Source organism: Burkholderia seminalis DSM 23518 (genome assembly GCF_902832885.1).
Classification (GTDB): domain Bacteria; phylum Pseudomonadota; class Gammaproteobacteria; order Burkholderiales; family Burkholderiaceae; genus Burkholderia; species Burkholderia seminalis.
This window is the reverse complement of record NZ_CADFDK010000013.1, coordinates 160,772-173,797: the sequence shown is the minus strand read 5'-3', so window position 1 is coordinate 173,797 and position 13,026 is coordinate 160,772. Positions and strand designations below refer to the sequence as shown.

Below are 13,026 nucleotides of genomic sequence, written 5' to 3'. Positions count from 1 at the left end.
GTCATTCTGAAGGACATGCCATGTGCGGCATCGTAGGCGTTATCTCCCAATCCCCGGTCAATCAGCTGATCTATGACAGCCTGCTGCTGCTGCAGCATCGCGGTCAGGACGCGGCGGGCATCGCGACGGCGGACGGCAGCAATTTCCACATGTACAAGGCGAACGGCATGGTGCGCGACGTGTTCCGCACGCGCAACATGCGCAGCCTGCCCGGCACCTACGGCATCGGCCAGGTGCGCTACCCGACGGCCGGTTCGGCGTCGAGCGAGGCCGAGGCGCAGCCGTTCTACGTGAACGCGCCGTTCGGGATCATCCTCGCGCACAACGGCAACCTGACGAACTGGCAGCAGCTGAAGGACGAGATGTTCCGGATCGACCGCCGGCACATCAACACCAATTCCGACAGCGAAGTGCTGCTCAACGTGTTCGCGCACGAGCTGCAACTGTCGACCACCGGCCTCGAACTCGATCCGGCGTCGGTGTTCAAGGCGGTCTCGGGCGTGCATCGCCGCCTGGAGGGGTCGTACGCGATCGTGTCGCTGATCGCCGGCTACGGCCTGCTCGCGTTCCGCGATCCGTTCGGCATTCGTCCGCTCTGCATCGGCAAGCTCGAGACCGAGCACGGTACCGAATGGATGGTCGCGTCGGAATCGGTGGCGGTAGAAGGCATCGGTTTCGAATTCGTGCGCGACCTGGAGCCGGGCGAAGCGATCTTCATCGACAAGGCCGGTAATTTCCACAGCCAGCAGTGCGCGGAGAACCCGACGCTGAATCCGTGCATGTTCGAATACGTGTACCTCGCGCGTCCGGATTCGTGCCTCGACGGCGTGCCCGTCTACAACGTGCGCCTGCGCATGGGCGACTATCTCGCCGAGAAGATCAAGCGCGAGCTGCCGAACGTGCCGATCGACGTCGTGATGCCGATTCCCGATTCGTCGCGCCCGGCCGCGATGCAGGTCGCCGCGAAGCTCGGCGTCGAGTATCGCGAAGGCTTCTTCAAGAACCGCTACGTCGGCCGCACGTTCATCATGCCGGGGCAGGCCGTGCGCAAGAAGTCGGTGCGCCAGAAGCTCAACGCGATGAGCATCGAGTTCAAGGACAAGAACGTGCTGATCGTCGACGATTCGATCGTGCGCGGCACGACCTCGCATGAAATCGTGCAGATGGCGCGCGATGCGGGCGCGAAGTCGGTGATCTTCGCGTCGGCCGCGCCGCCCGTGAAGTTCCCGAACGTGTACGGCATCGACATGCCGACGCGCGGCGAGCTCGTCGCGCATGGCCGCACCGACGAGGAAGTCGCGAAGATGATCGGCGCCGACCACCTGATCTACCAGGACGTCGACGACCTGCGCCGCGCGGTGCGCGACATCAACCCGAAGCTCGAGCGCTTCGAGGCATCGTGCTTCGACGGCAACTACATCACCGGCGACGTGACGCCCGAGTATCTGGATGCGATCGAGCGCGCGCGTCTCGCGCCGGCGTCGCAGGCCGATCGCGATACGGCCGGCGACACCGAACGTTCGCAGATGAACCTGCAGCTGTCGGTCGAGTGACACTGGCGCACGCTTGTATCGAGGCGTGATAGGATGTGGCCTTGCGTCGATTTGATATCAGCTTGCGGACGCGGGGCACCTTCCCAAAACAGCTAAAGCGAAGGCCGGCGGCAGCCGGCCCGAGTCGATCGCTGTCGTACCGCACCGAAGCCCGCTGATGCCGACGCATAGCGGGCTTTTTGTTTTTTTGGCCTGGTTTTGATCTGGCCTGCGCGACGCGCGCGGCCATCGGATACGGAAAACGGAACATGGACGACTCCCTCAACTTCGACACGCTTGCCGTGCGCGCAGGCACGCTGCGCAGCGACTTCAACGAGCACTCGGAAGCGCTGTTCCTCACGTCGAGCTTCTGCTTCTCGAGCGCGGCCGATGCGGCCGAGCGCTTCGCGAACTCGGAAGACTACTTCACCTATTCGCGCTTCACGAACCCGACCGTCACCATGTTCCAGGAGCGTCTCGCGGCGCTCGAGGGCGGCGAGGCGTGCATCGCGACGGCGTCGGGGATGGCCGCGATCATGTCGGTCGTGATGTCCGCGCTGCAGGCGGGCGACCATCTGGTCAGCTCGCGCAGCCTGTTCGGCTCGACGCTCGGGATGTTCTCGCAGATCTTCAGCAAGTTCGGGATCACGACGACCTTCGTCGACCCGACCGACCTCAACGCATGGCAGGAAGCCGTGCGGCCGGAAACGAAGATGTTCTTCCTCGAGACGCCGTCGAACCCGCTGACCGAACTCGCCGACATCGAGGCGATCGGCAAGATCGCGAAGGCCGCGAACGCGCTGTTCGTCGTTGACAACTGTTTCTGCAGCCCGGTGCTGCAGCAGCCGCTGAAGCTCGGCGCGGATGTCGTGATGCACTCGGCGACGAAATTCCTCGACGGGCAGGGCCGCGTGCTCGGCGGCGCGCTGGTCGGCTCGAAGGAATTCATCATGGGCAAGGTGTTCCCGTTCGTGCGCAGCGCGGGCCCGACGTTGTCGGCCTTCAACGCATGGGTGCTGCTGAAGGGAATGGAGACGCTGTCGCTGCGCGTCGAGAAGCAATCGGCGAATGCGCTGGAAATCGCGCGCTGGCTCGATTCGCATCCGGCCGTGGCGCGCGTGTTCTATCCGGGCCTCGAATCGCACCCGCAGCATGCGCTCGCGAAGCGCCAGCAGAAGGCGGGCGGCGCGATCGTGTCGTTCGAGCTGAAGGGCGACACGCCCGAGCAGCAGCGCGAGAACGCCTGGCGCGTGATCGACAGTACGAAGCTGGTGTCGATCACCGGCAACCTCGGCGACACGCGCACGACGATCACGCATCCGGCCACCACGACGCACGGCCGCATCACGCCGGAAGCGCGCGCGGCGGCCGGGATCACCGAAGGGCTGATCCGCCTGGCGGTCGGCCTCGAGCACGCAGCCGACGTTCGTGCCGATCTGGCGCGCGGCCTCGAAGGCTGAGTCGAGCGGCCGGTTTCCGGGCCGGCATGAATGACACGGGCCGCTCGAAAGAGCGGCCCGTTGTCGTTTCGGCGCACGCGACGGCGCGTGCGATTCGTTGCCCGGTTCAGCCGGCGTGCGCGGGCGGCGCGTCGCGCATCGCGTCGACCATCCATCGCAGCGTTTCGTCGAGCGGCGTGACCGGCAAGTCGCCCACCGCGCGCCGCAGCTTGTCGCGCGACCCGCTCAGGCTTTTCACCTCGTTGTGCCGCACGAAGCGCGGATCGATCGTCACGTCGATCACGTAACCAGCGATGCGCGACAGCATCGCGAGCACTTCCTTCAGCGAATACGCGCGCTCCGAGCACACGTTGAACGTCTCGCCGGCCGGTGCGGCTTCGACCAGCTTCAGATAGGCGGCCGTCACGTCGCGTACGTCGGAGAAATCGCGGCTCACGTCGAGGTTGCCGAGCGAGATCCGCGGGGCGTTGCGCGCGTAGTGCGCGACGAGCTTCGGCAGCAGGTAGGCGTCGCTCTGGCCGACCCCCGTGTAGTTGAACGGCCGCGCGATCACGATCGGCAGCCGGTCGGCCCACAGCTTCGCCGCATATTCCATCGCGAGCTTGCTGACCGCGTAGTCGTTCGCCGGGGCCGGCGCGACGGTTTCGTCGAGCACGCCGGCCGTCGAGTTGCCGTAGATGTTCGCGCTGCTGGCCAGCAGCACGGCCGACGGGCGGCGGTCGAGGCCCGCGAGCGCGGCCAGCAGGTTGCGCGTGCCGGTGATGTTGACCGCGTAGGTCTGCGACGGCTCGTCCTGCGCGACGTGCGCGCGCGCGGCGAGATGCACGACCGCATCGGGACGCGCGTCGGCCGCGGCCGCGCGCATCGCATCGGCGTCGAGCAGATCGACGGGTAGCAGCGTGCAGTGCGCGAACGCCGGATCGTCGGGCCGCGGCGCGCCGGGCGCGACCGTGCCCCAGACGTCATAGCCGGCCGCCTGCAGGCGTTCGGCCATGTAGCGGCCCGTGAAGCCCGTCAGGCCCGTGACGAACGCACGGCGCGACGGGCGTCCGGTTTCAGAACGTGTCATGGTGTTGGTTCCGCGTCAAATCCGCTTCGACCATCATCTGGCAAAGTTGTTCGAGCGTCGTCTTCGGTGCCCAGCCGAGCTTGGCCTTGGCCTTGTCCGCGCAGCCGATCAGCAGGTCGACCTCGGCAGGGCGGTAGAACTTCGGATTCACTTCGACGAGCACGTTGCCGGTCGCCGCGTCGAGGCCGCGCTCCTGTTCGCCCTTGCCGGCCCATTCGATCTGGTAGCCGGCCGCCGCGAAGGCCATCCGCACGAAGTCGCGCACGGTCTCGGTGCGATTGGTCGCCAGCACGTAGGTGTCGGGCTCGTCGGCCTGCAGCATGCGCCACATTCCTTCGACGTATTCGAGCGCGAAGCCCCAGTCGCGTTTCGCATCGAGGTTGCCGAGCTCGAGGCGCGTCGCCTTGCCGAGCTTGATCTTCGCGATCGTGTCGGTGATCTTGCGCGTGACGAACTCGCGGCCGCGCAGCGGCGACTCATGGTTGAACAGGATGCCGCTGCTGCCGAACAGGCCGTACGACTCGCGGTAGTTCACGGTCATCCAGTGCGCGTACAGCTTCGCGACGCCGTACGGGCTGCGCGGATAGAACGCGGTCGTTTCGGTCTGCGGAATCGCCTGCACCTTGCCGAACATCTCCGACGTCGACGCCTGGTAGAAGCGCGTTTTCGGGCTCACGACGCGGATCGCCTCGAGCAGGTTCAGCGGGCCGATGCCGGTCACCTCGGCGGTCGTCGCCGGCTGGTCGAACGAAACGCCGACGAAGCTCTGCGCGGCGAGGTTGTACAGTTCGTCGGGCTGCGTGCGTTCGAGCAGGCGCAGGCTCGAGCCGGCGTCGGTCAGGTCGTGTTCGACAAGCGTGAGGTTCGGGTGCGTGTCGACGCCGAGCTCGGCGATGCGCCAGAAATTCACCGAGCTGGTGCGGCGGTAGGTGCCGGTGACCTCGTAGCCCTTGTCGAGCAGCAGCTTGGTCAGGTACGCACCGTCTTGGCCCGAAATCCCGGTGATGATGGCCTTCTTGCGAGTTTGGCTCATGGCGTTGTCCTGGTAGAAACGATGGATGGTGAAATTCAGGCGGTCGTGCCGGCGGCGGCCGGCAGCGCGCGGCGTGCGGGGCCGCGCGTCAGGCGCCGTTCGAAGCCGTACCAGCTCAGGGTCGCGTAAGCGAGCGTGATCGCCAGCGCGAGCGCGGCCGTGACGAAACGGTTCAGGTGCAGCGGCCAGAGCGCATACAGCACGCTCAGGTGGATCAGGTACACGGTGTAGCTGACGGTGCCGACGTAGACGAGCATCGGGTTCGTCAGCACGCGTTGCACGAGGCCGCGCCCGCGCAGCGCGATCACGACGATCGACGTGCACAGCAGCAGCGAGATGCTGTAGAGCGCCGCATTCGACAGCGGCGTGTTCGCGGCGCGAAAGCGCGGGAACGACAGGTGCAGCCAGCCGAGGATCGCGAGCGACACGAGCGCGCCGACGATCGCGAGCGGGTAGAACGGCTCCAGCGCGCGCCGGTCGCGGCGCAGCACGATCGCGAGCAAGGCGCCTGCCGCGAGCAGGTCCATCCGGAACGGCGTCAGGTAGTAGATCGGCCAGAACGAATCGAACCACGGCGTCGCGATCGCGCGCAGCACCGGCGCGGCGACGACCAGCGCGGCGGCGACCCACAGCAGCGCGCGCTCCGAGCACCACAGCACGACGAACGGCCAGAAGATGTAGAACTGCTCCTCGACCGCGAGCGACCACAGCACGTTCAGGCTGTCGTGGCCGATGCTGCCGAGCGACAGGCCGATGTTGGTCGAGAAAAATGCAAACCACGGCCAGTGCGGCAGCCAGCTCGCGCCGAACAGGAGCGTCGACACCACCAGCAGCAGCACGTACGGCGGCAGGATGCGGCGCACGCGGCGCGCATAGAAGTGGCTGAAGTACGACTGCCCGCGCGCCTTGCGATCGAGCAGGATGCCGGTGATCAGCAGGCCGCTCAGCACGAAGAACAGGTCGACGCCCATCCACAGCGGCGCTTTCAGCGCGTGCTGCAGGAACACGGCGCCCACCGCGATCGCACGCAGCCCGTCGAGCTGCACGATGCGGCCGTGTTGCGGCGGGGTCAGGTCGGCGGTTCGCGAGGTGCCCGTCATCGCGCCGCTCCTTTGCGACGCGCGGCGCGGGCCGCGGCGTGTCGCACATCCGATGCGTGAACGTAATGCATGCCTTTAAATGAAATATCGAGTCGAAATCGATTCTAGGGAAAAGAAATCGGCAAAAAAACGCGCGCCATTTATCTGACGGAAAACATTCAAATGCCGATTATTCCGGTCGCGAGATGAAAGATTGACGCCGGAGGCCCGCGGCAGGCGGTGCGGAGCGGCATTTTCTACGCGGTGGCGAGCGCAAGGCGGTCGATATTGCCGTTTTCGGATGCTGATTACTGCCTGTTCCGGTTCGATATCTCCGGCAGAAACATCCCCAAATATTTCCAAATTTCTTGTGATTATTTTTGCTTGTAACCTGCATCGCGACGTTTGAAACCCATTTAGCGGCAGGGTGCGCCGGCGGTAATCCGCGGCGGCGCCGGCCGCTGTTGCATCAAGTCTGGAGAAGCGCATTGCGACGTCTGATTCTGGTAGGCATGACGGTAGGCGCGGCGCTGCTGACGAGCACCGCGCCGGCCGAAACGGTGTTGCCCGCGACGACGTCGTGGATCGGCAACACGTTCGGCTATGGCGATGGCAGCTGGACGCAAATCGACATCCGCGCGATCGCGGTGACGCCTGACGGCAAGGTGTATACGAATGCGCCGTGGGACGAGAGCGGGGCCGAGGCGAGCGTCTACCAGGACGGGAAGATGCTCGGCTTCGCCGGCGGCACGCACGGCTGGGGCAATCTCGGCGGCAATGCCATCGCGGTGAACGGCAAGTACGCGTATGTCGCGATCGGCGTCGGCAACGAGCGCGGTCACCTGCAGTCGCCCGGCATCTGGCCGGACAAGGGCAAGCAGTGGTTCGGCATCTCGCGGCGCACGATCGGCGACATGAAGCAGCCCGCGCCGTTTCGCGCGTCGCCGCAGGTCGCGCCGGGCGGGCGCGCCGACGCCGGCCGCGCGCGGATGGCCGCGAGCTTCATGATGATGAACGAGGTACCGGCCCCCACGCGCTCGGAAGTGGGCGAGGCGAAGGCGGAAGTGGGCGGCCTCGCGGCCGACGACAAGACGTTGTTCGCGACGAATCCGTCGCGCGACGTCGTGGATGTCTACGACGCCGAGACGATGCAGCAGAAGGGGACGTGGAGCGCGCACGAGCCGGGCCGCATCGCGCTCGCCGGGGACGGCACGCTGTGGCTGCTGACCGATACGCTGACCGGGCCCGCGCATCTCGTGCACGTGCGCGCCGACGGCCGCAAGCTCGACGATGCGCCCGCGCTGCCGGAAGGCACCGACGCCGTGGACGTGGCGGTCGACGCGAAAGGGCGCGTGCTCGTCGCGGACAACGGGCCGCGCCAGCAGATCCTGATTTTCTCGAAAGGCGGCAAGGGTTATGCGCAGTCCGGCACGTTCGGCGAGCGCGGCGGCATTTTCGCGGGCCCCGTGCCGGGGCGTCCCGGGCCGCAGCGCTTCAACGGGCTGACGGGCGTCGGCGTCGACCGCGCGGGCAACATCTACGTGTCGATGAACGGCATCGGCCCGCGCCACGACACGATCGGCGCCGGGCTCGGCGCGGTGCTCGAAAGCTACACGCCGGACGGCAAGCCGCGCTGGCAGGTGCACGGGCTGCTGTTCGTCGACGGCGCGTGGCTCGACCCCGCGCGGCCGAACAGCGTGTACACGGGCAACAAGCGCTTCGAGCTCGACCTGTCGAAGCCGCCGGGCCAGGACTGGAAATACGTCGGCTTCCTGTCGAACCGCTTCAAGTATCCGGACGACCCGGTGTTTCACACCGATCAGTATCCCGGCATGCCGCTCGCGCGGCGGCTCGACGGCCGCACGTTCCTGTACCTGACCGACATGTACGCCGATCACCTGAAGATCTACCGCTTCGACGCGAAGCGCGACGGCGAGGTCGCGATTCCGTCGGGCCTGATCGCGGGCCGCGCGCGGCCGGTCGACAAGGTGCCGAACAAGCCGCCGGGCGGCGACTGGCTGTGGCGCGACGCGAACGGCAACGGCCGGCTCGACGCCGACGAATTCACGACCAACACGACGACCAAGGCGAGGGCGGGCGGCTGGGGCTGGTGGGTCGACACGAAGGGCGACATCTGGCGCACGAGCGACGTACGCGGCATTCACCGCTTCGCTTACGGCGGGCTCGACAAGGCCGGCAACCCGGTCTACTCGTACGACAAGGTCACGACCTACCCGATGCCGCAGCCGTTCACGCAGCTGCGCCGCGCGATCTACGACGCGCAGACCGACACGCTGTACGTGACCGGCTACACGGCCGATGCGCCGCCGCAGCCGGGCATCAACAAGGAAGTCGGGCGCGTGCTGGTGCGCTTCGACAAGTGGTCGACCGGCTCGCCCGTGGTGCGTTACACGGTCGCGCTGCCGTGGCAGCTCGATGCGAAACCGATCCTCGACCTGATCGGGATCACGGTCGAGGGCCGCTACATCTTCACCGTGGAGCCGGTCGGCAAGATCCACGTGTACGACAAGGACACCGGCAAGGAAGTGGGCGTGATGAGCCCGGGCGTCGAGGTCGGCAAGGCATCCGGCTGGGTCGACGTGCCGTTCGGCATCAGCGCATTCCGGCGCGAGAACGGCGAATACCTCGTGTTCGTCGAGGAAGACGCGCGCGGCAAGGTGCTCATGTATCGCTGGAAACCGTGACGGGCGGCGCGCCGTCGTCGACGTCACTCAAGGCTCAAGCATGGACAAAGGCATACTCAAGAACGTTTCGATCAACTTCATCGGGCTGATCCTGCCGACCTTCGTGTCGCTGGTGACGGTGCCCGCCTACATCCACGCGCTCGGCGTCGAGCGTTATGGCGTCGTCAGCCTCGTGTGGACGCTGATCGGCTATTTCGGGATCCTCGATCTCGGGATGAGCATGGCCGCGCAGAACCACATCTCCAAGGCGCTCGCGAGCGGCAATGCCGACGAAAGCGCGCGCGTGTTCTGGAGCGCGTTCTGGCTGAATCTCGGCACCGGCATCGTCGGCGGGCTGCTGATCTATTTCGGCGCGTTCGTCTACACCGCGTACTTCACGAAGGTGTCGGCCGCGATGCAGCACGAGGTGTATCTCGCGTTGCCGTGGCTCGCGCTCGCGATTCCGCTCGCGAACGTGTCGTGGGTGTTCGCCGGCGCGATCAACGGCGCCGAGCGGTTCGGCGTGTTCAACACGAACCAGACGATCGGCACCTTCCTGTTCCAGCTGCTGCCGCTCGGCGCCGCGTGGTGGATCGCGCCGAACCTGCAGACGGTGCTCGCGGCGGCCGTCGTCGCGCGCCTGATCGCGGCGGTGATGCTCGGCCAGGCCAGCATCAAGGTGCTCGGCATCCGGCGCATCGATCCGCCGCAGTGGGGCACCGCGAAAGGGCTGTTCAACTTCGGCGGCTGGATGCTGATCGCGAGCACGACCAGCATGATCGCCGACACGCTCGACCGCGTGATGCTCGGCGCCGGCATGGGCGCGAAGTTCGTTACCTACTACACGGTGCCGCAGAACCTCGTCACGCGCCTGAACATGCTGCCGAACGCGCTCGTGCGCACGCTGTTCCCGCGCCTGTCGGCGGTCGGCCGCGACCATGCCGACACGCTCGCGCGCCAGTCGCTCGAATTCCTGAACGGCGTGTTCACGCCGGTCGGCATCGTCGCGATCTTCGCGCTCGCGCCGTTCCTCACGCTGTGGGTCGGCGCCGATCTCGCCGCGCATTCAGCGCCGGTCGGCCGCGTGCTGGTGATCAGCGTGTGGCTCGTCGGCCAGGCGAGCGTGACGCGGATCCTGATCCAGTCGCAGGTCAATCCGGCCCGCGCGGCATTCGCCGGGCTCGTCGAGATGCCGTTCTTCGTCGGCGGCCTGTGGTTCGGCATTCATCACTTCGGGCTGATCGGCGCGGCGGTGGTCGTCGCGGCGCGCGCGCTGGTCGACTACGGCGTGCTGCTGTACCTGTCGGCGATCCGGATGCGCGCGATCGTGCTCGACATGCTCGCGCACCTCGCCTTCCTGCTGGCGAGCCTGTTCCTGGCGCAGGCATGGCCGGGGCTCGGCGAGTCGATCGGCATGTGCGCGGTCGTACTGGTGCTGAACGTCGCGTGGTCGCTCACGATGACGCCGGGGTTGCGTGCGCTCGTGCGCGACCTGTTTGTCCGTCTCAATGCGAGGAAAACCGTATGAATCGCGATCTGGCGGAACACGCCGTATTGAATCTCTCCACGGCCGATGCCGCCGTGGCCGAAGCCGGCGACGTCGCCGCCCTGCGCCGGCCCGTGCCGGCCGGGCGCGCCAGCGCGCGGCAGCCGTCGCGCGCGCTGCGCGTGGCGATCGTCCACGACTGGCTCGTCACCTATGCCGGCGCCGAGCGCGTGCTGGAGCAGATCGTCGCGTGCTTTCCCGACGCCGACCTGTTCAGCCTCGTCGATTTTCTCGACGACCGCGCATTCGTGCGCGGCAAGCCGGTGACGACGTCCTTCATCCAGAAGCTGCCGTTCGCGCGCACCAAGTACCGCGGCTACCTGCCGCTGATGCCGCTCGCGATCGAGCAGCTCGACGTGTCCGAGTACGACCTCGTGATCTCGAGCAGCCACGCGGTCGCGAAGGGCGTGCTGACGGGGCCGGACCAGGTGCACATCAGCTACGTGCATTCGCCGATCCGCTACGCGTGGGACCTGCAGCACCAGTATCTGGAGCAGTCGAATCTCACGCACGGGCCGAAATCGCTGCTCGCGCGGATGATTCTCCACTACATCCGCAACTGGGACACGCGCACCGCGAACGCGGTGGACGGCTTCGTCGCGAATTCCGCGTTCATCGCGCGACGCATCAAGAAGGTCTACCACCGCGACGCGGCGGTGATCTTCCCGCCGGTCGACGTCGACGCGTTTTCGCTGAACGCCGACAAGGAGGATTTCTACCTGACCGCGTCGCGGATGGTGCCGTACAAGAAGATCGACCTGATCGTCGAGGCTTTCTCGCACACGCCCGAGCGCAAGCTCGTCGTGATCGGCGACGGCCCCGAGATGCAGAAGATCCGCGCGAAGGCCGGCCCGAACGTCGAGATCATGGGCTATCAGCCGTTCGCGGTGCTGCACGACCGGATGCGGCGCGCGAAGGCGTTCGTGTTCGCGGCCGAGGAGGATTTCGGGATCTCGGTCGTCGAGGCGCAGGCGTGCGGCACGCCGGTGATCGCGTACGGCAAGGGCGGCGCGCTCGAGACCGTGCTCGACCCGCAGTCGAACCCGAACCCGACCGGGCTGTTCTTCGACGAACAGACGCCGCACGCGATCGTCGCGGCCGTCGACGACTTCGAGCGCGCGCCGCAGCGCTTCACGCCGGGCGCCTGCCGCACGAACGCGGAGCGGTTCTCCGCCGATACGTTCCGGCGGCGTTTCCTCGACTACGTGGAGGCGGCGCTGCCCGGTTCGACCGCGCAGCGCGGCACGGCGATCGCACCGATGCCGGCCGCGCGCGGCCCGGCGACGCTCGTGCTCGACCAGAGCGGCGTGCTCGGCGGCGCCGAGCTGTCGCTGCTCGAGATCATGAAGCACATGCGCGCGAACGCCGACGTGCTGCTGTTCGACGACGGCCCGTTTCGCGCGGCGCTCGACGAGATCGGCGCGCGTGTCGACGTGGTCGACCAGGGCGCGCTCGCCGGCGTGCGCAAGCAGGGCGGCGTGTCGTTCGGCGCGGTGAAGCAGCTCGTGCGGCTGGTGCGCGACGTCGCGCGCCGCGCGCGCCGCGCCGAAGTGATCTATGCGAACACGCAGCGCGCGATGGTCGTCGCCGCGCTGGCCGGGCGGCTCGCGCGCAAGCCGGTCGTCTGGCATCTGCGCGACATCGTCAGCACCGACCATTTCGGCAGCAAGCAGTTGCTGGCGATCAAGTATTGCGCACGGCTGGGCGTGACGCGCGTGATCGCGAACTCCGACGCGTCCGCGCAGGCGTTCCGCACGCTGACGGGCTTCACGCCGCAGCACGTCGACGTCGTGTTCAACGGTATTTCGGCCGAGCCGTTCGACGCGCTGGAAGGCGTCAACCCGGCCGCGCTGCGCACGCACCTCGGGTTGCCCGAGCACGCGTGGCTCGTCGGCTCGTTCAGCCGCCTCGCGCGCTGGAAAGGGCAGCACGTGCTGCTGGAGGCCGCCGCACGGCATCCCGACATGCACGTGGTGCTGGTCGGCGCGCCGCTGTTCGGCGAGGACGAATACGCTGCGCAGCTGCACGAATTCGTCGCGCAACACGGGATGGACGAGCGGGTGCATTTCCTCGGGTTCCAGCGCGACGTGGCCGCCTGCATGACGGCGGTCGACGTCGTCGCGCATACGTCCATCACGCCGGAGCCGTTCGGGCGCGTGATCGTCGAAGGGATGCTCGCGCGCCGGCCGGTCGTCGCGGCCCGCGCGGGCGGCGTCGTCGAGATCATCGAGGACGGCGACAACGGGCTGCTTTGCGAGCCGGGGGATGCGATCGCGCTGGCCAGCGCGCTGGAGACGCTGAAGCGCGACGGTGCGCTGCGCGAGCGGCTCGTCGCGAGCGGGCGCGCGACGGCGGTGCGCCGCTTCGGCACCGAGACCTATGTGGAGCGCGTCGAGAAGATCCTTGCGGATACGGCGAAGGCCGCGAAGGCGAAGAAGCGGTAGCCGTTGCCGGCGCGCGCCGGCGGGAAACGAGCCCTCATGCGGCGGTGCGCCGCGTGAGGGCTTTGCTTTTCAGCGGGCATGATGGGTCCGGCGAGCGCCGGGCCGGGCGGTTTGCGGTGCGCATGACGCGCAAGACCGGACGATCGCGTCTGAGTGGCGATCATGAAGCGGGGCAGCCG

The 13,026-nt window shown here is 67.3% G+C and carries 9 protein-coding genes; 5 read left to right on the top strand and 4 right to left on the bottom strand.

The window, feature by feature from the left end; genetic code table 11:
• The first annotated feature begins 20 nt into the window (after positions 1-20).
• Together purF and HWX00_RS29875 are read left to right on the top strand one after the other, a co-directional pair.
• Positions 21-1,553: an amidophosphoribosyltransferase gene (gene purF / locus HWX00_RS29880; protein ID WP_034185821.1), complete on the top strand. Its 1,533-nt coding sequence runs from the start codon at positions 21-23 to the stop codon at positions 1,551-1,553.
• Positions 1,554-1,801: 248 nt separating this feature from the next.
• A complete protein-coding gene (locus tag HWX00_RS29875) occupies positions 1,802-2,992 on the top strand; it encodes an O-succinylhomoserine sulfhydrylase (protein WP_175028745.1) in 1,191 nt (396 codons plus the stop codon).
• Positions 2,993-3,098: 106 nt separating this feature from the next.
• Here HWX00_RS29875 and HWX00_RS29870 read toward each other — a convergent pair whose 3' ends face one another.
• From HWX00_RS29870 to HWX00_RS29855, 4 genes are all read right to left on the bottom strand, one after another.
• On the bottom strand, positions 3,099-4,061 hold the full coding sequence (locus HWX00_RS29870; RefSeq protein WP_034185823.1) for an NAD-dependent epimerase/dehydratase family protein: 963 nt from the start codon (positions 4,059-4,061) through the stop codon (positions 3,099-3,101).
• A complete protein-coding gene (gene gmd, locus HWX00_RS29865) occupies positions 4,048-5,094 on the bottom strand; it encodes a GDP-mannose 4,6-dehydratase (RefSeq protein ID WP_034185824.1) in 1,047 nt (348 codons plus the stop codon). Before gmd ends, HWX00_RS29870 begins: the two co-directional genes overlap by 14 nt.
• Positions 5,095-5,129: 35 nt before the next feature.
• Positions 5,130-6,194: an acyltransferase family protein gene (locus HWX00_RS29860; protein WP_049033171.1), complete on the bottom strand. Its 1,065-nt coding sequence runs from the start codon at positions 6,192-6,194 to the stop codon at positions 5,130-5,132.
• 75 nt (positions 6,195-6,269) lie between these two features.
• Positions 6,270-6,662: a hypothetical protein gene (locus HWX00_RS29855; protein ID WP_175028739.1), complete on the bottom strand. Its 393-nt coding sequence runs from the start codon at positions 6,660-6,662 to the stop codon at positions 6,270-6,272.
• A 23-nt stretch (positions 6,663-6,685) separates the two neighbouring features.
• Between HWX00_RS29855 and HWX00_RS29850 the strand changes: the two genes are divergently transcribed.
• From HWX00_RS29850 to HWX00_RS29840, 3 genes are read left to right on the top strand one after another with little or no spacing between them, the layout of a single operon-like run.
• Entirely contained in the window at positions 6,686-8,878 is a 2,193-nt protein-coding gene (locus HWX00_RS29850) for an NHL repeat-containing protein (RefSeq protein WP_175028760.1), read from the top strand.
• A 40-nt stretch (positions 8,879-8,918) separates the two neighbouring features.
• Positions 8,919-10,385, top strand: coding sequence for a flippase (locus HWX00_RS29845; protein WP_034185827.1), 1,467 nt, complete (start codon positions 8,919-8,921; stop codon positions 10,383-10,385).
• On the top strand, positions 10,382-12,847 hold the full coding sequence (locus HWX00_RS29840; RefSeq protein ID WP_175028746.1) for a glycosyltransferase family 4 protein: 2,466 nt from the start codon (positions 10,382-10,384) through the stop codon (positions 12,845-12,847). The genes HWX00_RS29845 and HWX00_RS29840 overlap by 4 nt, the downstream gene beginning before the upstream one ends.
• The last annotated feature ends 179 nt before the right edge of the window (positions 12,848-13,026 follow it).